The 20,186-nt window shown below is 54.6% G+C and carries 24 protein-coding genes; 13 read left to right on the forward strand and 11 right to left on the reverse strand.

Annotated elements, in window-relative coordinates; translation table 11 throughout:
- The first annotated feature begins 136 nt into the window (after positions 1-136).
- Together ispB and sfsB are read left to right on the forward strand one after the other, a co-directional pair.
- On the forward strand, positions 137-1,108 hold the full coding sequence (gene ispB / locus ACMYSO_RS11220; RefSeq protein WP_434670545.1) for an octaprenyl diphosphate synthase: 972 nt from the start codon (positions 137-139) through the stop codon (positions 1,106-1,108).
- 196 nt (positions 1,109-1,304) lie between these two features.
- Positions 1,305-1,577 carry a DNA-binding transcriptional regulator SfsB gene (gene sfsB, locus ACMYSO_RS11225; RefSeq protein ID WP_123756317.1) on the forward strand — a complete coding sequence of 91 codons (273 nt, stop codon included), beginning with the start codon at positions 1,305-1,307 and terminating at the stop codon, positions 1,575-1,577.
- A gap of 63 nt (positions 1,578-1,640) precedes the next feature.
- Here sfsB and murA read toward each other — a convergent pair whose 3' ends face one another.
- From murA to mlaF, 7 genes are all read right to left on the reverse strand, one after another.
- On the reverse strand, positions 1,641-2,900 hold the full coding sequence (gene murA / locus ACMYSO_RS11230; RefSeq protein WP_174509427.1) for a UDP-N-acetylglucosamine 1-carboxyvinyltransferase: 1,260 nt from the start codon (positions 2,898-2,900) through the stop codon (positions 1,641-1,643).
- A gap of 54 nt (positions 2,901-2,954) precedes the next feature.
- Positions 2,955-3,209, reverse strand: a complete 255-nt coding sequence (ibaG, locus tag ACMYSO_RS11235; RefSeq protein WP_123756315.1) for a BolA family iron metabolism protein IbaG — start codon at positions 3,207-3,209, stop codon at positions 2,955-2,957.
- Between the two features lie 136 nt (positions 3,210-3,345).
- Positions 3,346-3,636: a lipid asymmetry maintenance protein MlaB gene (gene mlaB, locus ACMYSO_RS11240; RefSeq protein ID WP_434582910.1), complete on the reverse strand. Its 291-nt coding sequence runs from the start codon at positions 3,634-3,636 to the stop codon at positions 3,346-3,348.
- Positions 3,636-4,271 carry a phospholipid-binding protein MlaC gene (mlaC, locus tag ACMYSO_RS11245; RefSeq protein WP_123756313.1) on the reverse strand — a complete coding sequence of 212 codons (636 nt, stop codon included), beginning with the start codon at positions 4,269-4,271 and terminating at the stop codon, positions 3,636-3,638. The genes mlaB and mlaC overlap by 1 nt, the downstream gene beginning before the upstream one ends.
- Positions 4,272-4,289: 18 nt before the next feature.
- The gene (mlaD, locus tag ACMYSO_RS11250; protein ID WP_434582907.1) at positions 4,290-4,841 is read right to left on the reverse strand and encodes an outer membrane lipid asymmetry maintenance protein MlaD; all 552 of its coding nucleotides are present in this window, start codon (positions 4,839-4,841) and stop codon (positions 4,290-4,292) included.
- A 4-nt stretch (positions 4,842-4,845) separates the two neighbouring features.
- On the reverse strand, positions 4,846-5,628 hold the full coding sequence (gene mlaE, locus ACMYSO_RS11255; RefSeq protein ID WP_123756311.1) for a lipid asymmetry maintenance ABC transporter permease subunit MlaE: 783 nt from the start codon (positions 5,626-5,628) through the stop codon (positions 4,846-4,848).
- Positions 5,628-6,446 carry a phospholipid ABC transporter ATP-binding protein MlaF gene (gene mlaF, locus ACMYSO_RS11260; protein ID WP_434582906.1) on the reverse strand — a complete coding sequence of 273 codons (819 nt, stop codon included), beginning with the start codon at positions 6,444-6,446 and terminating at the stop codon, positions 5,628-5,630. The genes mlaE and mlaF overlap by 1 nt, the downstream gene beginning before the upstream one ends.
- 211 nt (positions 6,447-6,657) lie before the next feature.
- On the opposite strand from mlaF, the gene ACMYSO_RS11265 reads away from it, so the two are divergent.
- From ACMYSO_RS11265 to npr, 11 genes are all read left to right on the forward strand, one after another.
- Entirely contained in the window at positions 6,658-7,635 is a 978-nt protein-coding gene (locus ACMYSO_RS11265) for a calcium/sodium antiporter (protein ID WP_434670546.1), read from the forward strand.
- The gene (gene kdsD / locus ACMYSO_RS11270) at positions 7,632-8,636 is read left to right on the forward strand and encodes an arabinose-5-phosphate isomerase KdsD (protein WP_410003350.1); all 1,005 of its coding nucleotides are present in this window, start codon (positions 7,632-7,634) and stop codon (positions 8,634-8,636) included. The genes ACMYSO_RS11265 and kdsD overlap by 4 nt, the downstream gene beginning before the upstream one ends.
- 14 nt (positions 8,637-8,650) lie before the next feature.
- On the forward strand, positions 8,651-9,217 hold the full coding sequence (kdsC, locus tag ACMYSO_RS11275) for a 3-deoxy-manno-octulosonate-8-phosphatase KdsC (RefSeq protein ID WP_434582903.1): 567 nt from the start codon (positions 8,651-8,653) through the stop codon (positions 9,215-9,217).
- The gene (gene lptC / locus ACMYSO_RS11280; protein WP_434670547.1) at positions 9,214-9,789 is read left to right on the forward strand and encodes an LPS export ABC transporter periplasmic protein LptC; all 576 of its coding nucleotides are present in this window, start codon (positions 9,214-9,216) and stop codon (positions 9,787-9,789) included. The genes kdsC and lptC overlap by 4 nt, the downstream gene beginning before the upstream one ends.
- Positions 9,758-10,303 (forward strand): lipopolysaccharide ABC transporter substrate-binding protein LptA, encoded by a 546-nt coding sequence (lptA, locus tag ACMYSO_RS11285; RefSeq protein WP_434670548.1) that lies wholly within the window; start codon positions 9,758-9,760, stop codon positions 10,301-10,303. Before lptC ends, lptA begins: the two co-directional genes overlap by 32 nt.
- A gap of 6 nt (positions 10,304-10,309) precedes the next feature.
- A complete protein-coding gene (gene lptB, locus ACMYSO_RS11290) occupies positions 10,310-11,035 on the forward strand; it encodes an LPS export ABC transporter ATP-binding protein (RefSeq protein WP_434582900.1) in 726 nt (241 codons plus the stop codon).
- Positions 11,036-11,082: 47 nt separating this feature from the next.
- A complete protein-coding gene (gene rpoN, locus ACMYSO_RS11295; protein WP_174509420.1) occupies positions 11,083-12,516 on the forward strand; it encodes an RNA polymerase factor sigma-54 in 1,434 nt (477 codons plus the stop codon).
- 22 nt (positions 12,517-12,538) lie between these two features.
- Positions 12,539-12,826: a ribosome hibernation promoting factor gene (gene hpf / locus ACMYSO_RS11300; protein ID WP_123756302.1), complete on the forward strand. Its 288-nt coding sequence runs from the start codon at positions 12,539-12,541 to the stop codon at positions 12,824-12,826.
- A 70-nt stretch (positions 12,827-12,896) separates the two neighbouring features.
- Positions 12,897-13,385 carry a PTS IIA-like nitrogen regulatory protein PtsN gene (ptsN, locus tag ACMYSO_RS11305; RefSeq protein WP_434582899.1) on the forward strand — a complete coding sequence of 163 codons (489 nt, stop codon included), beginning with the start codon at positions 12,897-12,899 and terminating at the stop codon, positions 13,383-13,385.
- A gap of 45 nt (positions 13,386-13,430) precedes the next feature.
- A complete protein-coding gene (gene rapZ / locus ACMYSO_RS11310) occupies positions 13,431-14,285 on the forward strand; it encodes an RNase adapter RapZ (protein ID WP_434582898.1) in 855 nt (284 codons plus the stop codon).
- The gene (npr, locus tag ACMYSO_RS11315; RefSeq protein WP_123756299.1) at positions 14,282-14,554 is read left to right on the forward strand and encodes a PTS phosphocarrier protein NPr; all 273 of its coding nucleotides are present in this window, start codon (positions 14,282-14,284) and stop codon (positions 14,552-14,554) included. Before rapZ ends, npr begins: the two co-directional genes overlap by 4 nt.
- A gap of 63 nt (positions 14,555-14,617) precedes the next feature.
- Here npr and mtgA read toward each other — a convergent pair whose 3' ends face one another.
- From mtgA to ACMYSO_RS11335, 4 genes are all read right to left on the reverse strand, one after another.
- Positions 14,618-15,346, reverse strand: a complete 729-nt coding sequence (mtgA, locus tag ACMYSO_RS11320) for a monofunctional biosynthetic peptidoglycan transglycosylase (protein WP_434670549.1) — start codon at positions 15,344-15,346, stop codon at positions 14,618-14,620.
- Entirely contained in the window at positions 15,343-15,996 is a 654-nt protein-coding gene (gene elbB / locus ACMYSO_RS11325) for an isoprenoid biosynthesis glyoxalase ElbB (protein WP_434582896.1), read from the reverse strand. Before elbB ends, mtgA begins: the two co-directional genes overlap by 4 nt.
- Before the next feature lie 231 nt (positions 15,997-16,227).
- On the reverse strand, positions 16,228-18,567 hold the full coding sequence (gene arcB / locus ACMYSO_RS11330; protein ID WP_434670550.1) for an aerobic respiration two-component sensor histidine kinase ArcB: 2,340 nt from the start codon (positions 18,565-18,567) through the stop codon (positions 16,228-16,230).
- Positions 18,568-18,651: 84 nt separating this feature from the next.
- Positions 18,652-19,587 carry a TIGR01212 family radical SAM protein gene (locus tag ACMYSO_RS11335; protein ID WP_434670551.1) on the reverse strand — a complete coding sequence of 312 codons (936 nt, stop codon included), beginning with the start codon at positions 19,585-19,587 and terminating at the stop codon, positions 18,652-18,654.
- Between the last annotated feature and the right edge of the window lie 599 nt (positions 19,588-20,186).

The raw sequence follows: 20,186 nt of genomic DNA on the forward strand, positions 1-20,186 counted from the left end.
AAAAAACACAACTTTCACGCTAACGTTTATCTATGGCAATTTTTCAGTACAATCATAGCTTCTTTTAATTCTATCTTAATCCTTCTGTGAACCCACCTGGATTCGCGGTAACAGGACATGTGGCCCGGCTTTTGCGATGAATTTAGAAAAAATCAATGAGTTAACCGCGCAAGATATGGCGGGTGTCAATGCGGCAATCCTTGAGCAACTTGACTCAGATGTTCAGCTTATCAATCAGTTAGGCTATTACATCATTAGCGGAGGCGGAAAACGTATTCGTCCGATGATCGCGGTCCTTGCAGCCCGGGCCGTCGGCTACCAGGGCGACGCGCACGTCACCATCGCCGCGCTGATCGAATTTATCCATACCGCGACCCTGCTGCATGATGATGTGGTTGATGAGTCAGACATGCGTCGTGGCAAAGCGACGGCAAACGCCGCTTTTGGCAACGCTGCCAGCGTGTTGGTGGGCGATTTTATCTATACGCGTTCTTTCCAGATGATGACCAGCCTCGGCTCGCTGAAGGTACTGGAAGTCATGTCGAAAGCCGTTAACGTGATTGCTGAAGGCGAAGTGCTGCAGCTGATGAACGTCAACGACCCGGATATCACGGAAGAAAATTACATGCGGGTCATTTACAGCAAAACCGCCCGCCTGTTTGAAGCTGCCGCCCAGTGTTCAGGTATTCTGGCAGGCTGTACCGCAGAGCAGGAACAGGCGCTGCAGGACTACGGTCGTTATCTCGGTACGGCGTTCCAGCTGATCGACGATTTGCTCGATTACAGCGCCGATGGCGAGCGTCTCGGCAAAAACGTCGGCGATGACCTGAATGAAGGCAAACCCACGTTGCCGCTGCTCCACGCCATGCGTCACGGCACGCCTGAGCAGTCTGCAATGATACGTGGAGCGATTGAACAAGGTAACGGTCGCCACCTGCTGGATGCCGTGCTGGAAACCATGGCGGCCTGCGGTTCACTGGACTGGACCCGCCAGCGCGCGGAAGAAGAAGCGGATAAGGCTATTGCCGTCCTGCAGGTTCTCCCCGATTCGCCGTGGCGCGAAGCGCTCATCGGCCTGGCGCATATTGCTGTGCAACGCGATAGCTAATCCCTTTGTATTACTCCCGCGCAGCGCGCGGGATGTTCCGCAAAATTCCAGAAAACATCTGATACCTTGCCGCCCCTGGCGCATTCTGAATATTCAAACACTTTACTAGAACTTGTTAGAACTTAAATAATCCTGAGCGTATAGTTATTACGTCGCCCATCCGCGGCGTACTGTATCCTTACCACCGGGAGAATTTATGGATAAGTTCATCGACTGGCATCAAGCAGACATCATTGCGGGATTACGCAAAAAAGGGACCTCGCTCGCAGCAGAATCGCGGCGCAACGGCTTAAGTTCTTCAACACTGGCGAATGCGCTGACCCGGCCGTGGCCGAAAGGCGAGCTGATAATTGCGACGGCGCTGGATACCACGCCCTGGGCGATCTGGCCCTCACGCTACCATGATCCTGTCACCCATCAGTTTATCGACAGAACACAGATGATACGCCAGAAGAAAGAGAGCAAGTGAAGTGAGAAGTGAATGTAAACACAGCCCCCGGACGGACGTCAGAGGGCTGTTTTTATGGCAGGTTTATTCGCCTTTGATGCGCTCGATATTTGCGCCCAGCGCCTGCAGTTTGTCTTCAATACGCTCGTAACCACGGTCAATGTGGTAAATACGATCGACAATCGTGGTCCCTTCCGCGATGCAGCCCGCCAGAACCAGGCTGGCAGAAGCACGCAGATCGGTCGCCATCACCTGTGCACCTGAAAGCTGTGCCACGCCATGGCAGATCGCCGTATTACTTTCGATTTCAGCATGCGCGCCCATACGGATAAGTTCCGGGATATGCATGAAGCGGTTTTCGAAAATGGTCTCGGTAATCACACCGGTACCTTCCGCAACCAGGTTCAGCAGCGTGAACTGCGCCTGCATGTCAGTCGGGAACCCTGGGTGTGGCGCGGTACGCACGTTGACGGCCTTCGGACGTTTGCCGTGCATATCCAGGCTAATCCAGTCTTCACCGGTTTCGATGTCCGCACCCGCGTCACGCAGCTTGGCCAGGACGGCATCCAGCGTATCAGGCTGTGCGTTACGGCACACAATTTTACCGCCGGAGATCGCCGCAGCCACCAGGAAAGTACCGGTTTCGATACGGTCCGGCAGCACGCGATAAACACCGCCACCCAGACGCGCGACGCCTTCGATGGTGATGCGGTCAGTCCCCTGACCTGTAATCTTCGCACCCAGCGCGTTGAGGAAGTTCGCCGTATCGACGATTTCCGGCTCACGGGCGGCGTTTTCGATAACGGTGGTGCCTTCTGCCAGGGTCGCTGCGCTCATGATGGTCACGGTTGCGCCTACGCTGACCTTGTCCATCACGATATGTGCGCCTTTAAGACGCCCGTTGACCGACGCTTTCACATAGCCTTCTTCCAGCTTGATTTCAGCGCCCAGTTGCTCCAGGCCGACAATATGCAGGTCGACCGGACGCGCACCGATAGCACAGCCACCCGGCAGTGAAACCTGACCCTGGCCAAAGCGAGCCACCAGCGGCCCCAGCGCCCAAATGGAAGCACGCATCGTTTTAACCAGGTCGTACGGTGCACAGAAGACGTCAACCGGACCGGCATCGATCCAGACCGAGCCATTGCGCTTCACATTGGCGCCGAGCTGGCTCAGCAGCTTCATCGTGGTATCGATGTCTTTCAGTTTGGGGACGTTCTGGATCTCAATCGGCTCTTCTGCCAACAGTGCCGCAAAAAGGATCGGCAGGGCTGCGTTTTTCGCACCGGAGATAGTGACCTCGCCCTGAAGGCGAGTCGGCCCCTGAACACGGAATTTATCCATTGATTCTGTTCTCTGTTAAAAATTTACCTATGCTGCAGGGAGCGTCCCGGCAGCTTAAAAGCCGTTTAGTTTGCGGTCTCGTGCCCATTCTTGCGGGGTAAACGCTTTGATCGACAGCGCATGAATACGGTTGTCGGCAATATATTCCATTAACGGGGCATAGATTGCCTGCTGTTTTTTTACCCGGCTCATGCCGTCAAACATCTCACCCACAGCAGTAACCTGGAAGTGGCTACCATCGCCAGAGACGTGGACTTCCTGAAGGGAGAGTGCGTTCATCAGCACGGTCTGAATTTCATGATTTTCCATGGGTTCACATTTTATCTGGTGGTGAAAATAGCCCAACATCTTAGAGGAAAGTGACGCAGTCTTAAACAAGCAAAAAGTCCCATCTAAAATTTAGAGGGGACTTTCAGGATAACCTTAGCAATAACGCACTGAAAAACTATGGGATCATATCGGCAGGAAGATTGTAGAGGCTGACTAACGTTTGCAGATTTTCGCTTTTGCCCGTCAGTGTCGCTTCCCTGCCCTGATGGCGAATTAACGCCACGAAATGCATCAGCAGCGCCAGCCCGGCGGTATCGACCCGGGTGACCGCATTAAGATCGATGACCGACACGCCATCCGTCGCCTGCGCACGGGCATCCCAGAGCGGGACCAGCAGATCCTGGTCCAGCTCCCCATGCAGCGCCAGTCGCTCGCCATCGCGAGTCCAGCTCAGCTGCCCGGTCATTATTTTTTCTGTTCCAGAGTGATCGGCTGCGCGGAGATCGATTTCAACTGCGCGGTCAGGCCATCAACACCTTTGGTACGCAGCAGATCGCTCCACTCGTTCTGCTTGGTGGTGATCATACTCACGCCTTCGGCAATCATGTCATAAGCCTGCCAGTTGCCGGTCTGGGTATTTTTACGCCACTGGAAGTCCAGGCGTACCGGCGGACGGCCGTTAGGGTCGAGAATCGTTACGCGAATCGGAATAATCGTTGCATCGCCCAGCGGCTGCTCCGGCGCAATCTGATACGTCTGACCGTGGTACATCGCCAGCGCCTGGCCATAGGCCTGTTTCAGATATTCACGGAAGGCCGTAAAGTAGGCTTCGCGCTGCGCCGGCGTCGCATCTTTGTAATAGCGGCCCAGCACCAGCGCACCCGCATATTTCACCTGAACATACGGCATCAGTTCCTGATCGACGATATCACGCAGATAGTTCGGGTTAGCCTGAATCTTCGGCTGTTCGTTTTTCAGGCGATCGAAGGTTTTTTGCGCCGCTTCATTCATCAGCTTATACGGATTGGTCTGATCCGCCGCCGTCGCAGCGGTCAATGGGGCAATCACCAACATGGCGATCATCAGTACGCGTTTAAACATATCGTTTTTCTCCTGAAATTAATGCGTCGTGGCAGCCGGCTGCGTCGCGTCAGTATGAGCCGCTTCCGCAGACGAATCATCGCCAGAATTCTTATTGTCACCGCCTTTACTGCTGTAAAGGAACTGACCAATCAGGTCTTCCAGTACCATGGCTGACTTGGTGTCCTGAATGGTGCCGCCATCTTTAAGGATAGACGTCCCGAGTTCCGGATCTTCAAAACCGACATTCAGCGCCAGATACTGTTCCCCCAGCAGGCCTGAGGTACGAATGGCCAATGAACTGGTATCAGGGATATGGTTGTAGCTCTCATCGATATCGATCGCCACACGCGGCAGATAGGTTTTCGGATCCAGCGTGATGTCCGCGACCCGACCCACGACAACGCCGCCGATACGCACCGGAGAGCGAGCTTTGAGTCCACCAATATTGTCGAAGGTGGCATAGATACGATACGTCGGCTCAGTACGCAAAGACGTCACGTTAGCGGCCTTCAGGCAGACAAACAGCGCCGCCAGTAATGCCGCTAGTAAGAACACACCTACCCAGATTTCACTTTTTTTCGTTTGCATGAACTCAATTCCCAAACATCAGCGCAGTCAGCACAAAATCCAGCCCCAGAACCGCCAGCGACGAATGCACTACCGTGCGCGTCGTTGCCCGGCTAATCCCGGCGGAAGTGGGGATAGCGTCATAACCGTTAAATAACGCCACCCAGGTCACCGTAACGGCGAATACCAGGCTCTTAATCAGACAGTTAACCAGATCCATTCGCCAGTCGACGGCATTTTGCATCGCGCTCCAGAAGAAGCCGCTGTCGATACCTTTCCAACTGACGCCCACCAGCGAGCCGCCCCAGATCCCCACGGCGACAAAAATAATGGTCAACAGCGGCAGCGAAATCACCCCAGCCCAGAAGCGAGGCGAAATCACACGACGCAGCGGATCGACCGCCATCATCTCCATACTGGAGAGCTGTTCGGTCGCCCGCATCAGGCCAATTTCGGCCGTCAATGCAGAGCCCGCGCGTCCGGCAAACAGCAACGCGGCAACCACCGGTCCCAGCTCGCGCAGCAGCGACAGCGACACCAGCATGCCTAAACTGGTCTCGGCGCTGTAGGTGGTTAACACCAGATAGCCCTGCAGCCCCAGCACCATACCGATAAACAGCCCTGACACGATGATGATCAACATTGACAGTACGCCGACGTTATAGAGCTGGCGAACCAGCAGCGGCGCATGCTTACGAAACTCCGGCTTGCCCACGACGGCATTGAACAGCATTAACCCGGCACGCCCGAACGTCGCGGTGGTTTTAATCCCCCGATGCCCGAGTGATGCCAGCAGATTTAGCAGCATCAGTTACTCACTCCCTTGCCGAGTAAATCATGGTGATAGTCGCCCGCCGGATAGCGGAACGGCACCGGACCATCGGCAATACCGTCGATAAACTGACGAACCCGCGGGTCGTCATTTTCCCGCAGCGACTGTGCGCTGCCATGGGCCACGATTTTTTTGTCGGCCACGATATACGCATAGTCCGCAATGCTGAGCACTTCCGGCACGTCATGCGACACCACAATACAGGTCACACCAAGCGTGCTGTTCAGTTCCGAAATCAGCTTAACCAGCACGCCCATGGTGATCGGATCCTGCCCGACAAACGGCTCGTCGAACATGATTAGATCCGGCTCCAGTGCGATGGCCCTCGCCAACGCGGCACGCCGTGCCATCCCGCCAGAGAGTTCGGAAGGCATTAACTTCGCGGCACCGCGCAGGCCGACGGCCTCGAGTTTCATCATAACGGTGGTGTGCAGCAACGCTTCAGGCAGACGCGTATGTTCGCGCAGCGGGTAAGCAACGTTATTGAACACATTCATATCAGTGAACAGTGCGCCGGACTGGAACAGCATGCTCATACGCTTGCGCACGGTATAGAGGCGCGAGCGTGACATCGCGGGCACGTTTTCGCCATCAAACAGGATCTCACCTTTATCAGGCGGGATCTGTCCACCGATCAGGCGCAGCAGCGTCGTTTTACCGATCCCCGATGGCCCCATGATCGCCGTGATCTTACCGCGCGGCACTGACAGCGAGATGTCATCGAAGATCACCCGATCGCCGCGAGAGAAGCGGATACCGCGAACTTCGACCAAATTCGCCAACGTTTGGCTCATAAAATCATCCTTCCTAAACATCCCTCGGGCTAAGCATGGCGCGTACCTTCACCACAAACCCAACATTTTTACAGAATCTTACCTGCCTGGGTTAGCGAAAACTGGCATTTGTTTTACTTTTGACAAACATAAAGTCAAAATTAAGAATTCGTTACGCTGCAGACGGAATGGGACAGCGAAGCGACGATTATACCTGAAGAAAGGACTTTAGATGCTCTTAGCGACGGCTCTGTTAATCATTGGTTTACTGCTGGTAGTCTACAGCGCCGATCGTCTGGTCTACGCCGCTTCCATTCTGTGCCGAATGCTGGGGATCCCGCCGCTGATAATCGGGATGACGGTGGTCAGTATTGGCACCAGCTTGCCCGAGATCATCGTTTCTGCAGCCGCCTCCCTGCACGGGCAGACCGATTTGGCCATCGGTACGGCAATCGGCTCCAATATCACCAATATATTATTAATACTTGGCCTCGCTGCCCTGCTCCATCCATTTACCGTGCATTCTGATATCCTGCGCCGCGAGTTGCCGCTAATGTTGCTGGTCAGTTTGCTGGCAAGCTTTGTGCTGTACGATGGGCAACTGTCCCGTATAGATGGCCTGTTTTTATTCGCGCTGGCCATACTGTGGTTGATGTTTACGATTAAAATCGCCCGCATTGCTGAACGCCAGGGCAGCGATAGTCTGACCCGGGAGCAGATGGCTGAACTCCCGCGGGAAGGTTCGCTTCCGGTCGCCCTGCTATGGTTAGGCGTGGCCCTGATTATAATGCCGATGGCCACCCGAATGGTCGTGGACAACGCCACCGTGCTGGCTAACTATTTTGCTATCAGCGAGCTGACCGTCGGTCTGACGGTGGTCGCTATCGGGACCAGCCTGCCGGAGCTCGCGACGGCGATCGCCGGGGCGAGAAAAGGGGAAGATGACATCGCCATCGGCAATATTATTGGCGCGAATATTCTCAATATTGCCCTGGTTCTTGGCTTACCGGCACTGATTGCACCGGGCGGGTTCGCACCGGAGGCATTTACCCGCGACTACGCGGTCATGATGTTCGTCAGCGTGATCTTCGCCCTGCTGTGCTGGCGCCGTAAGCAACAACTAAGCCGTCTTGTCGGTGCGCTCCTGGTCGGCGGTTTTGTAGTTTGGTTGGCGATGCTGTACTGGGCAGCACCGCTCTTCGTTGAATGACTCGGGATAACATTATGTCGCAAATAGATTTGCCAACGGATTTTGACTTTCAACGGGCAGGACGTGAAGTGCTGGACATTGAACGTGAAGGTCTGGCTCAACTCGATCAATACATTAACGCCGATTTTACGCAGGCCTGCGAAAAGATCTTCCGCTGTAGCGGGAAAGTGGTGGTGATGGGGATGGGCAAATCTGGCCATATCGGGCGTAAAATGGCGGCCACCTTCGCCAGCACCGGTACGCCTTCATTTTTCGTTCATCCCGGCGAAGCAGCCCACGGTGACTTAGGCATGGTGACACCGCAAGATGTTATCATTGCGCTCTCCAACTCCGGTGAATCAAACGAGATCCTGGCGCTGATTCCGGTCCTGAAACGCCAGCAGGTGCCACTCATCTGCATGACCAGTCGCCCGGAAAGCAGCATGGCGCGGGCGGCAGATATTCACCTTTGCGTGAAAGTATTGAAGGAAGCCTGTCCGTTAGGGCTGGCCCCGACCTCCAGCACTACCGCCGCACTGGTGATGGGTGATGCCCTGGCGGTCGCGCTGCTCGAAGCTCGTGGTTTTACCGCTGAAGATTTCGCCCTGTCGCATCCTGGCGGCGCACTGGGTCGTAAGCTGCTGCTGCGGGTCAATGATATTATGCATACGGGTGATGAAATCCCGCATGTCAACGTGACGGCAACCCTGCGCGATGCGCTGCTGGAAATCACGCGTAAAAATTTAGGCATGACGGCAGTCTGCGACGACGACATGAACATCATTGGAATCTTCACCGATGGTGACCTGCGCCGGGTGTTCGATACCGGCGTCGATATGCGTAACGCCAGCATCGCCGAGGTGATGACACCGGGGGGGATCCGCATCCGCCCCGGCATTCTGGCCGTGGATGCGCTGAACCTGATGCAGTCACGTCATATCACCTGCGTGTTAGTTGCCGATGGCGACCATCTGTTGGGTGTGGTACATATGCACGATCTCCTGCGCGCAGGCGTAGTGTAAGTAAGGATAAAATAATGAATAATGCTGATGCTCTGCTGGCAACCTGTTACGGACCGGTAAGCGCTGAGTTTATCGAGCGGGCGGCGAAGATCCGTTTACTCATCCTCGACGTTGACGGCGTGCTGTCCGACGGTCTTATCTACATGGGTAACCACGGTGAAGAGCTGAAGGCGTTTAACGTACGGGATGGTTATGGGGTCCGCTGTGCACTGACTTCCGGTATTGAAGTCGCGATTATTACCGGGCGAAAAGCTAAACTGGTAGAAGACCGTTGTCAGACGCTTGGCATTACGCACCTGTATCAAGGGCAGTCTGATAAACTGCTGGCATTCCGTGACTTATTAAGCAAGCTGGCGGTCCATCCGGAGGAAGTTGCCTACATTGGCGATGACCTGATCGACTGGCCGGTGATGGCAGAAGTCGGGCTGAGCGTTGCGGTGGCAGATGCCCACCCTCTGCTGCTGCCCCGAGCGAACTACATCACTCGCATCAATGGCGGGCGTGGAGCGGTACGAGAAGTCTGCGATTTGTTACTCCTGGCGCAGGGCAAGCTGGATGAGGCCAAAGGACAATCAATATGAGTAAAACCAGACGTTGGGTTATTATTTTACTATCGCTGGTCGCGCTGGTCCTGATAGGCCTGAATCTGGCGGGTACGGACGACGCGCCTGCACCAGAGGCCAATCCTGCTGACCCAACGTACACCAGTGAGCATACCGATACCGTGGTCTACAGCCCTGAAGGGGCGCTTAACTATCGCTTAATCGCTGAGCACGTGGAGTATTTTTCCGCCGAGGCGCTATCGTGGTTCACCAAACCGGTAATGACGACCTTTGACACCAATAAGGTCCCGACCTGGTCTATCAAAGCAGACAAGGCAAAGCTGACCAACGACCGCATGCTGTATCTTTACGGGCATGTTGAGGTAAACGCACTGACAGCGGACTCTCAACTGCGCAAAATTACGACGGATAACGCCCAGATAAACCTGGTAACACAAGATGTTACCTCCGATGACTTGGTGACGTTGTACGGGACAACATTTAATTCTAGCGGCCTGAAAATGCGCGGTAACTTGCGCAGCAAAACTGCCGAGCTGATTGAAAAGGTTAGAACCTCTTATGAAATTCAGAACAAACAAACTCAGCCTTAAGATTGCGCTCGCCAGCGCCATTCTGGCCGCCAGCCTGCCGGCACTGGCCAAAACCGGTGATACCGATCAGCCGATCCACATCGAATCCGATCAGCAGTCGCTGGATATGCAGGGCAATATCGTCACCTTTACCGGCAATGTGGTCGTCACCCAGGGCACCATCAAAATCAACGCGGATAAGGTGGTCGTCACCCGTCCTGGCGGGGAAAAAGGCAAAGAAGTGATCGACGGTTATGGCAACCCGGCTACCTTCTATCAGATGCAGGACAACGGCAAACCGGTGAAAGGCCGCGCCGATAAAATGCATTATGAATTGCAGAACGATTTTGTGGTGTTGACCGGCAACGCGCACCTGGATCAGCTCGACAGCAACATCCAGGGTGACAAGATCACTTACCTGGTGAAAGAGCAGAAAATGCAGGCGTTCAGCAGCAAAGGCGGACGCGTAACCACGGTTCTGGTTCCTTCGCAGCTGCAGGACAAAAGTGGCGATCAGTCAAAGAAAGGTAAGTAATTCGTTATGGCAACATTAACTGCAAAGAATCTTGCTAAAGCCTATAAAGGCCGCCGCGTGGTGGAAGATGTCAGTCTGACCGTGAACTCCGGCGAGATTGTCGGCCTGCTTGGCCCAAACGGCGCCGGTAAAACCACGACCTTCTACATGGTGGTGGGCATTGTGCCGCGCGACGCCGGCAACATTATCATCGACGATGAAGATATCAGCCTGCTGCCGCTGCACGCCCGCGCGCGTCGGGGTATCGGCTACCTGCCGCAGGAAGCCTCCATTTTCCGCCGCCTGAGCGTGTTTGATAACCTGATGGCGGTGTTGCAGATTCGGGACGATCTCAGCAGCGAGCAGCGCGAAGACCGCGCCAAAGAGCTGATGGAAGAGTTTCATATTGAACATCTGCGCGACAGCCTTGGTCAGGCGCTTTCCGGTGGTGAACGCCGTCGTGTCGAAATCGCGCGAGCGCTGGCCGCTAACCCGAAATTTATCCTGCTGGATGAACCCTTTGCCGGCGTGGATCCGATTTCCGTTATCGATATCAAACGGATCATCGAACACCTGCGAGACAGCGGTCTTGGGGTACTGATCACCGACCATAACGTCAGGGAAACGCTGGCCGTTTGTGAACGTGCCTATATCGTTAGCCAGGGTCACCTGATTGCCCACGGCACGCCTCAGCAAATCCTTGAAGACGAGCAGGTTAAGCGCGTGTATCTTGGGGAAGACTTCAGACTCTGATAGGGTAGAGGTTACAGACGTTTTAGCCGGAGATATTTGCCCTGAATATGAAGCAAGGTTTGCAATTAAGGCTAAGCCAACAGCTTGCCATGACGCCACAACTGCAGCAGGCTATCCGTTTGCTGCAGTTGTCCACGTTAGAACTCCAGCAGGAACTCCAGCAGGCGCTGGAGAGTAATCCGTTGCTTGAGCAAACCGATCTTCACGATGAGGTAGAAACCAAAGAGGTCGAGGACCGCGAATCGCTGGATACGGTCGATGCGCTTGAGCAAAAAGATATGCCGGAGGAGTTGCCCCTCGACGCCAGCTGGGATGAGATCTACACCGCCGGTACACCATCAGGAAACGGCGTTGACTATCAGGACGACGAGCTGCCGGTCTATCAAGGCGAAACGACCCAAAGCCTGCAGGATTATCTGATGTGGCAGGTCGAGCTGACGCCATTTACCGATACCGATCGCGCCATCGCCACCTCTATCGTCGATGCCGTCGATGATACGGGCTATCTCACTATTCGGATCGAAGACATTGTCGAGAGCATCGACGATGAAGAGATCGGCCTCGAAGAAGTTGAAGCGGTACTAAAACGTATCCAGCGTTTTGATCCGGTTGGCGTGGCGGCGAAAGATCTGCGCGACTGCCTGCTGGTTCAACTTTCACAATATGCGAAAGAGACGCCCTGGCTGGAAGAGGCCCGGCTGATCATCAGCGATCATCTTGATCTGCTCGCCAACCATGATTTTCGTTCCTTAATGCGCGTGACGCGCCTTAAAGAAGATGTGCTGAAAGAAGCGGTTAACCTGATCCAGTCGCTCGATCCTCGCCCAGGCCAGTCGATCCAGACCAGTGAGCCAGAGTACGTCATTCCTGACGTTCTGGTACGCAAGGTTAGCGACCGCTGGGTAGTGGAGCTGAATTCCGACAGTATCCCGCGTCTGAAAATCAATCAGCACTATGCCGCAATGGGTAACAGCTCTCGCAATGACGCCGACAGCCAGTTTATCCGCAGCAACCTGCAGGAAGCCCGCTGGCTAATTAAGAGCCTGGAAAGCCGTAACGATACGCTGCTGCGCGTCAGCCGCTGCATCGTCGAGCAGCAGCAGGCCTTCTTCGAGCAGGGCGAAGAGTATATGAAACCGATGGTGCTGGCGGATATTGCCCAGGCCGTCGAAATGCATGAATCCACCATTTCACGTGTCACCACTCAAAAATACCTGCACAGTCCGCGCGGTATTTTTGAGCTGAAGTATTTCTTCTCCAGCCACGTCAGTACCGAAGGCGGCGGCGAGGCATCGTCCACCGCCATTCGTGCGCTGGTGAAGAAGTTAATCGCCGCGGAGAACCCCGCGAAGCCGTTGAGTGACAGTAAGCTCACCACCATACTGTCCGAACAAGGTATCATGGTCGCGCGCCGTACCGTTGCCAAGTACCGAGAGTCTTTATCCATTCCGCCGTCCAACCAGCGTAAACAACTGGTCTGACACAACCGATAAGGAAGACACTATGCAGCTCAACATTACAGGACACAACGTCGAGATCACCCCTGCACTGCGCGACTTCGTTAACGCGAAGTTCAGCAAACTGGAGCAGTTTTTCGACCGGATCAACCAGGTCTACATTGTGTTAAAAGTAGAGAAGGTAACGCAAATTGCGGATGCCAATCTGCATGTCAACGGTGGCGAAATCCATGCCAGTGCGGAAGGGCAGGATATGTACGCCGCTATCGATGGTCTTATCGATAAGCTGGCAAGACAGTTAACAAAACATAAAGATAAACTAAAACAACACTAATTGTCCGGGCGTTGCTCTCGCCTGTTACCCGCTTTAATGGGTAGCAGGCAAGGGGCGCTCAGGTGAAATTATGATGAACAACGATTCGGCTCTACAACTGAGCAACGTCCTTAACCAGGAATGTACCCGTAGCCAGGTTCACTGCCAGAGCAAAAAACGCGCGCTGGAAATCATCAGTGAGCTGGCAGCTAAACAGCTAGGTTTACCGCCACAACTGGTGTTTGAAGCTATTCTCACTCGCGAGAAAATGGGCAGCACCGGGATTGGCAATGGGATTGCCATTCCTCATGGCAAGCTCGAAGAGGATACGCTGCGTGCGGTTGGCGTATTTGTCCAGCTGGAAACCCCGATTGCATTTGATGCCATCGACAACCAGCCGGTCGATCTGCTGTTTGCACTTCTGGTGCCGGCCGATCAGACCAAGACTCATCTGCATACGCTGTCGCTGGTGGCGAAGCGACTGGCAGATAAAACCATTTGTCGTCGCCTGCGCGCAGCGCAAAGCGATGAAGAACTGTATGAGATCATCACCGAAGCAGGAAGCAGCGATGATAGTTAACGAGAGTCGCACTTCATTCTTTATCGTACTGAGGAGAAACGGTACATGGTACTGATGATCGTCAGTGGCCGCTCAGGCTCGGGGAAATCCGTTGCCCTGCGGGCACTGGAAGATATGGGTTTCTACTGCGTAGATAACCTGCCGGTTGTGCTGCTGCCCGAACTGGCCCGCTCGCTGGCCGACAGAAACATGTCAGCAGCCGTCAGCATTGACGTGCGCAATATGCCGGAATCACCGGAGATCTTTGAGCAGGCCATGAAAAACCTGCCAGAGACGTTTTCACCTCAGCTCCTGTTCCTTGATGCCGACCGTAACACGCTGATCCGCCGCTATAGCGACACGCGCCGTCTGCACCCGTTGTCGAGCAAGAATCTGTCGCTTGAAAGCGCAATTGACGAAGAGAGCGCCCTGCTGGAACCGTTGCGTTCCCGCGCAGACCTGATCGTCGATACCTCCGAAATGTCGGTGCATGAACTAGCAGAAATGCTGCGTACGCGCCTGCTCGGTAAGCGTGAGCGCGAACTGACCATGGTCTTTGAATCCTTTGGGTTTAAGCACGGCATCCCGATTGATGCCGATTATGTCTTCGACGTGCGCTTCCTACCCAACCCGCACTGGGATCCCAAACTGCGTCCAATGACCGGGCTGGATAAACCGGTGGCGGCCTTCCTTGACCGGCACACGGAAGTTCACAATTTTATTTACCAGACCCGCAGCTATCTTGAGCTATGGTTACCGATGCTGGAGACCAATAATCGCAGCTATCTGACGGTGGCTATTGGTTGTACCGGCGGTAAACATCGCTCGGTCTACATTGCCGAGCAACTGGCTGATTACTTCCGCTCACGCGGCAAGAATGTGCAGTCTCGCCATCGGACGCTGGAAAAACGCAAATCATGACTGTAAAGCAGACCGTTGAAATCACGAATAAGCTGGGTATGCACGCCCGCCCGGCGATGAAGCTGTTTGAGCTGATGCAAAATTATGACGCAGAAGTGTTGCTGCGCAATGATGAAGGCACGGAAGCCGAAGCCAATAGTGTGATTGCCTTGCTCATGCTCGACTCAGCAAAGGGTCGGCAAATTGAGATTGAGGCCAACGGTCCGCAAGAAGCAGAGGCGCTGGCAGCGGTCATTGCACTGTTCAACGCCGGTTTTGACGAAGATTAGCCTTTACCTGATGCACTCCCCGGCCGCGCGATGCTGACCGGGGCTCACGCCCCCTGTCCTGTTTCAGTCCAGCTTATGCGCCCGCATAAACCCTTCTCCGCCTAACTGGCGCATCTGACGCAGGATCCACGCCTGGCGACTGCGAATATAGCCGGACGGTGCATCGGCGCGAAAGCGGATCGGATTAGGCAGTACCGCCGCCAGAAGCGCGGCTTCCGAAGCGGTTAGCTTGCTGGCCGGCTTATGAAAAAAACGCTGAGAGGCGGCTTCAACACCAAACGTCCCTTCGCCAAACTCGGCAATATTCAGATAGACCGTCAGGATACGTTTCTTGCTCCACACCGTCTCAATGCCGACCGTCAGCCCGGCCTCCAGCCCTTTGCGCAACCAGCTGCGCCCATCCCACAAGAACAGGTTTTTCGCCGTCTGCTGCGACAGCGTGGAAGCACCGCGCACGCGATTTTCCTGGCGTTGATTGTGCGCCAGCGCTTTTTCTATCGCCGACACATCAAAGCCCCAGTGCTCGGGAAACTTTTGGTCCTCTGACGCAATAACCGCCAGCCCCATCCACGGTGATATCTCATCCATGCTGACCCAGTCCGAATGGGCAACGTAGTGGAAATCACCGTGCAACCATGCGCCAACCTGCCGCTCCAGCATGACGGCGGAAAAAGGCACCGGCAGAACGCTAAAGAGTGCGATTCCCCCGCCCCACATCACCACCCCAATCATCAGGATACGCAGCAGCACGCGCTTGAATATCCGCAGCGGCGACAGGCGACGAACACTCATGCAGCGAGAACCAGTACGCGAGCCACCAGCTTCTCAATACCACTTGCCGCTTCCGCGATGTTCTGTGCCAGCATCCAGGCCGGGGTCGTCACGACCTTGTTCTCTTCATCGACCACGATGTCATCAACCGGGCAAGGCACGTGTTCTGCGCCCATCTCTTCCACCACATCAGCAGTATCGAGATCGGTGCCGATAGTTATCCGCAAGGGCACAGAGAAAATTTTCGGCAGCAGCGCCGGGGCAATGCACATAAAGCCCAGCGGTTTTCCGGCCTCATGCATCGCCAGCACCAACGCTTTCAGGTCACTATCAACCAGGCATTCAGCGCCCTGCGAGGCAAAGCTACTGAGGTTCTTCGCCGCGCCAAACCCACCGGGAACAATCAGCGCGTCTAACGCCTCGGCCCGGGCGCTAGCCAGCGGCTGGATATCGCCACGGGCAATACGCGCAGCCTCAATCAGCACGTTGCGCGTTTCACCCAGCGGTTCGCCGGTCAGATGGTTGATAACGTCCGTTTGGGCTTTATCCGGCGCAAAACAGATGGCCTGCGCGCCACCACGGGCAATCGCCAACAGGGTAATGACCGCTTCATGGATCTCCGTCCCGTCATACACACCACATCCGCTCAGTACCACACCAATCTTTTTCATACGCCCACTCCTTAGTACAACTTACTGAAACCAGTCAAAAATTTTGATTTACTCGCATTGCTTCACATATTTAACTGATTCACGTAACAAATAATTTAAGGTTTGCTATCTTAATGAGCGAGCAAACCGAATCCTCAGGTTGCGCTGCATATAACTCTGTCTAAAAATTCTGGCGCAACGACCAGTTCCCTGGTGTTGGCGCAGTGTTCGCGCACCCCGGTTTATCCGGGGTCATTTTTTTGGTGCCGACGCCACCCACGCCTTCAACACCGCCACATCGTTCTGCCACTCTGACTTCATCTCTTCAACCCATTCAGCAACGTTATCTGACCACGCTGGCAGGTCCGGGGTCTGAATCTGCTGTCCGAGCTGCTGAATATGACGCAGGCCGATAGAGCCCGCCGCGCCTTTGATCTTATGCCCTTCATCCACGATGCCTTTGCGGTCACGGGCGGTCAAATTAGACTCCAGCACCGCCATATAGCCAGGCATCATCTTCTCGAACACCGCCAGGCCGTCGTTGATAAGCTTCGGCCCGACCAGCTCGATATACTGCTCAAGCATTGGAATATCGAGCACCGAAGAGGCTTTACTCGCATCTACCTCCGGCATCTCGCACTCATCCTCTTCCGGGGAATCCCAGAATTTTTTAATGATGGCGGTTAATGCCGGCACCGATAGCGGCTTGCTCAGGACATCGTCCATGCCGGCATCGAGATACTCTTTTTTGTTTTTCAGCACATTCGCCGTCAGCGCCACCAGCGGCGGCAGCTCATCGGCAGCAAAGTGCTGTTTAAGATGCCGGGAAATATCCAGGCCGGTCATATCCGGAAGCTGGATATCCAACAAGACAAGGTCATATTCGCCCGGTTTAAACATCTCCAGCGCCGCGGCACCGGTCATCGCGACGTCCACGGTATTACCCAGTTTCTCCAGCACCGAGCGCGCGACGATCACGTTAAGCTCAATATCTTCGACCAGCAGCACGCTGAGCGCCGGCAGCGGCATCTCATCATCAGTCAGGCTGTCTTCCGTCTCTTCCGCCACCGCAGGCGCATGCACGGTCAACGTAAACGTCGCTCCTTGTCCTGGCAAACTGGAGACATTAATGTCGCCGCCCATATTGCGTGCCAGACGACGCGACACGGCAAGGCCAATCCCGGTCCCGGTTGCCGGTTTACCGCCGTGGCTGTCTTTTACCTGATAGTACATGGCGAAGATCTTATCCTGCTCCGCCTGGGGAATACCGATACCGGAGTCCTCCACTTCAAAGTGCAGAATGTCCCCCTCATCGTAACGTACGCGGACGGTGACATTTCCGCCCTGCGGCGTAAATTTCACGGCGTTACTGATAAGATTCCACAAGATCTGCCGCAGACGCGTTCCGTCAGTCACCACGTTATGTGGCAACGGCTGCGCCGGATCCATCACGAAGCGCAACCCCTTCTGCTGTGCCTGCAGGCCGGAGAGGTTTTCGAGGTCGGCCAGGAAGCTGGTGAAGTCGACCGGCTGGTTATCCAGCTGAACCTTACGGCGCTCCATCTTATCCATATCGATAATATCGTTGAAAATATTCCCCAACGTTACCGCCGACACATGAATGGTCTTGAGGTATTTTTCCTGCTCGCCGGTCAGGTCGGTATCCAGCAGGATACGGCTCAGCCCGACGATGCCATTCAGCGGCGTACGCAGCTCATGGCTGATAGTGGAAATAAAGGTGGTCTTGTCTCGGCTGGCGCGTTCCAGGGCATCCTGGTAGCGCTTACGTTCCGTAATATCGCGGCCAAAGCCCATCAGCCCCCGGCGTTTACCCACGCGGTCATAGTAGGGGACTTTGCGGATCTCAAAGCAGGCTTTGCGCCCGTCGGGATAATCCAGCCACTGTTCATAGGTCAGGGAGACGTTATGGCGGAAGACTTTCTCATCCGTCTCGAGGACTTTTACCGCCGCTTCCTCGTTATAGACATCCTGAGGTTTCAGGTGAATAAGCTGCTTTTCGCTTTTCCCTGTCAGCAACTCCATAGCGCGGTTACAGCCGGAAAACTCTTTGTCTTCATTACGATAGAAAACCAAATCCGGGGAGGCATCCAGGAAAGAGCGCAGGAAGGAAGATTGCTGCTCAAGCTGAATTTGCGCCTCTTCGCGCTCTTTCATCTCAATCTTCAGCTGTTCGAGGGTCGTTTCGCGCTCGGCTTCCGCTTTCTCACGCTCGCCAATCTCCTGATTAAGCTGGGCAATATTGTCCTTAAGCTGCACGTTGAGCTTCAGGTCGCGTTCGCGCATTTCCTCAAGCTTTTCAACCAGTCGGGAGAGACGCTGCCGTGACTCTTCCAGTTGCTCAACAACGACCGATAGAAAATAGACCGCCCAGGGCGTGATCAGCAGACCAAAGAAGATGGAGCGGATAACATCGATACTCTCGACCTGACCATGCAGCACCATCGTAACGGCCATCTGCACGACAATCGCCAGCACCACCAGTGCAAGGGCCAACAGCATGGAAAAACGCACCAGACCCAACTTCATCATCAGGTCGACATAGTACTGCGCCAGCATACGGATTTGCTTCATAAGGGATTCCTTCGCGACAACTCCGCACAATAATACCCAATTCTGAGCAAACCGCTGTAAGTTGTGCGAAAAATGCGAAGCCCTTTACTCCTGGAGGGAAGGTGGCGTCCAGGCACGCCCCAGCGCCGAGCCCTGCACGCCGTGCTGATTCAGATAGCGGTCGAGTTCTACCATGCCGGTCCAGCGGTTTTCGCACCACAGCGGCGCCAGTAGCGTCGGGCGACGAGCGCTGGCCGAAATCCGGTGATAAATCACCTCCGGCGGCGTGGAGCGGATCATCTCGCCGGCGGTGACCGTATACTCCTCAAGCTCAATGGCCTTCAGACGCCCGGCCAGCCAGGCTTTCGCCATCGTGCTACCGGTCACAATGTGCAGAGGATGCAGCTTGATACCATCAACGCCGGTATCCACCACCTGCTCCAGAGTTTGCAGGCAATGCGCCTGGGTTTCGCCCGGCAGCCCGACAATCAGGTGCGAGCACACTTTCAGCCCGCGTTCACGCGCCAGCCGGGTCGTTCGCTGGTAGCAGGCAAAATCGTGGCCGCGATTAATCCGCTGCAGCGTTTTGTCATGTGCGGTTTGCAGGCCCAGCTCCAGCCACACTTCATAGCCCTGCTGGTGGTAGCCGCTCAGCAGATCTAACACCGCTTCCGGGACACAATCCGGGCGGGTGCCGACACAGAGCCCAACAATATTGGCCTGGCTCACCGCCTGCTGATACATATTGCGCAGGACCTGTACTTCCGCAAAGGTGCTGGTGTACGCCTGGAAATAGGCCAGATAACGCTTTGCGCGATTCACGCGCTGCGCCTGATGCGCCAGTTGTTCTGCAATGGAGAGGTGCTGTTGCTCTTCGTCAGCAAAAGAGGCCACATTGCAGAAGGTGCAGCCTCCGCGGCCGATGGTGCCATCGCGATTCGGGCAGCTAAACCCGCCATGCAGCGTCAGTTTATGGACTTTTTCGCCATAGCGACGCGAAAGATCCCCACCAAACATATTGACTAATTTTTGTAACTGCATAATCTGATAGACCGGCCTTAAGAAAGGGGCCAAGCCTGCCATTTTTAGCCACCGATGACGATGACCTGGATCAATCGTCAGTGCGGCCGCACACCTCATTGCATAACCACTCAAGATAACTGCAATTTCATTCACCCGTCCGGTAATGACTTTTCCTTATACTTAAGCCCTGGATTGCCATTATCTTCATCAGGGGAAAAAACAGTGTTATTCCCCACACCAAAAGGAACAGGCAGATGAATACTCTGCTATAAATAGCCAGTTCAGCATATAACGATAATGATAAGCTATCGATATAGTGAGACAGATCACACTAGAATATGCTTTCCGCTGCGTTTCATTGTTGTTTAAAACTCCTTATTTTCCTTAACAATCATAACATTGAGCACCTCATAGCACATTTTTGTATAAATAAGATTGCCATTTGACGTAAGTGCCGATTCCCGATAAGTTGGGAATCCGCTGGAAGCTTTCTGGATGAGCACTCTGCTCATCATATTTATGCAGTAATTGAGATTCCCTCTTACAGCAAGTCCTCAAACTTGCGTACCGATGCGAAAAGGATTTAAAGAGGGCGAATGCGAGGTGCAAACCACCCC

Origin of the sequence: Klebsiella sp. B345, from assembly GCF_051131735.1 — a bacterium.
Lineage (GTDB): Bacteria > Pseudomonadota > Gammaproteobacteria > Enterobacterales > Enterobacteriaceae > Klebsiella.

Coding starts and splice junctions, on each gene's coding strand:
- ispB (WP_434670545.1), top strand. CDS start 137: ATGAATTTAGAAAAAATCAATGAGTTAACCGCGCAAGATATGGCGGGT.
- sfsB (WP_123756317.1), top strand. CDS start 1,305: ATGGATAAGTTCATCGACTGGCATCAAGCAGACATCATTGCGGGATTA.
- murA (WP_174509427.1), bottom strand. CDS start 2,900: ATGGATAAATTCCGTGTTCAGGGGCCGACTCGCCTTCAGGGCGAGGTC.
- ibaG (WP_123756315.1), bottom strand. CDS start 3,209: ATGGAAAATCATGAAATTCAGACCGTGCTGATGAACGCACTCTCCCTT.
- mlaB (WP_434582910.1), bottom strand. CDS start 3,636: ATGACCGGGCAGCTGAGCTGGACTCGCGATGGCGAGCGACTGGCGCTG.
- mlaC (WP_123756313.1), bottom strand. CDS start 4,271: ATGTTTAAACGCGTACTGATGATCGCCATGTTGGTGATTGCCCCATTG.
- mlaD (WP_434582907.1), bottom strand. CDS start 4,841: ATGCAAACGAAAAAAAGTGAAATCTGGGTAGGTGTGTTCTTACTAGCG.
- mlaE (WP_123756311.1), bottom strand. CDS start 5,628: ATGCTGCTAAATCTGCTGGCATCACTCGGGCATCGGGGGATTAAAACC.
- mlaF (WP_434582906.1), bottom strand. CDS start 6,446: ATGAGCCAAACGTTGGCGAATTTGGTCGAAGTTCGCGGTATCCGCTTC.
- ACMYSO_RS11265 (WP_434670546.1), top strand. CDS start 6,658: ATGCTCTTAGCGACGGCTCTGTTAATCATTGGTTTACTGCTGGTAGTC.
- kdsD (WP_410003350.1), top strand. CDS start 7,632: ATGACTCGGGATAACATTATGTCGCAAATAGATTTGCCAACGGATTTT.
- kdsC (WP_434582903.1), top strand. CDS start 8,651: ATGAATAATGCTGATGCTCTGCTGGCAACCTGTTACGGACCGGTAAGC.
- lptC (WP_434670547.1), top strand. CDS start 9,214: ATGAGTAAAACCAGACGTTGGGTTATTATTTTACTATCGCTGGTCGCG.
- lptA (WP_434670548.1), top strand. CDS start 9,758: ATGAAATTCAGAACAAACAAACTCAGCCTTAAGATTGCGCTCGCCAGC.
- lptB (WP_434582900.1), top strand. CDS start 10,310: ATGGCAACATTAACTGCAAAGAATCTTGCTAAAGCCTATAAAGGCCGC.
- rpoN (WP_174509420.1), top strand. CDS start 11,083: ATGAAGCAAGGTTTGCAATTAAGGCTAAGCCAACAGCTTGCCATGACG.
- hpf (WP_123756302.1), top strand. CDS start 12,539: ATGCAGCTCAACATTACAGGACACAACGTCGAGATCACCCCTGCACTG.
- ptsN (WP_434582899.1), top strand. CDS start 12,897: ATGATGAACAACGATTCGGCTCTACAACTGAGCAACGTCCTTAACCAG.
- rapZ (WP_434582898.1), top strand. CDS start 13,431: ATGGTACTGATGATCGTCAGTGGCCGCTCAGGCTCGGGGAAATCCGTT.
- npr (WP_123756299.1), top strand. CDS start 14,282: ATGACTGTAAAGCAGACCGTTGAAATCACGAATAAGCTGGGTATGCAC.
- mtgA (WP_434670549.1), bottom strand. CDS start 15,346: ATGAGTGTTCGTCGCCTGTCGCCGCTGCGGATATTCAAGCGCGTGCTG.
- elbB (WP_434582896.1), bottom strand. CDS start 15,996: ATGAAAAAGATTGGTGTGGTACTGAGCGGATGTGGTGTGTATGACGGG.
- arcB (WP_434670550.1), bottom strand. CDS start 18,567: ATGAAGCAAATCCGTATGCTGGCGCAGTACTATGTCGACCTGATGATG.
- ACMYSO_RS11335 (WP_434670551.1), bottom strand. CDS start 19,587: ATGCAGTTACAAAAATTAGTCAATATGTTTGGTGGGGATCTTTCGCGT.